This window comes from Vibrio sp. 10N.222.49.C9 (assembly GCF_041474985.1).
In the GTDB taxonomy this organism is placed as follows: domain Bacteria; phylum Pseudomonadota; class Gammaproteobacteria; order Enterobacterales; family Vibrionaceae; genus Vibrio; species Vibrio crassostreae_C.
Window position 1 is genome coordinate 1 of sequence record NZ_JBFRVD010001165.1, and the last position, 255, is coordinate 255.

The 255-nt window shown below is 44.3% G+C and carries 1 protein-coding gene; it reads left to right on the plus strand.

Features of this window, described 5'->3' with window-relative positions:
• The coding region (locus AB4585_RS27390) for a HipA domain-containing protein (RefSeq protein ID WP_372171897.1) at positions 1–255 on the plus strand (255 nt) is incomplete at both ends.

Consider the following 255-nt stretch of genomic DNA (forward strand, 5'->3'; position numbering starts at 1 on the left):
CTTGAGGCTATTTCAATATGGAACGGCGCAACACGCCTGTCAGTGGCAGGTGTACAAGATAAATTAAACTTATTGGTAAAGCACGATGGCTCACTGGGTTTTGGCGAAGGCGCCTTGTGCTCAAACTACATCTTCAAATTTGAAACCGGTCGTGCGCCATGCATAGTCGCCAATGAACTTTTCACTATGCTTTTAGCAAAAAAAGCAGGGTTAGATATACCCGAAGTAGGACTAAGAACTTACGGCACTATCAGA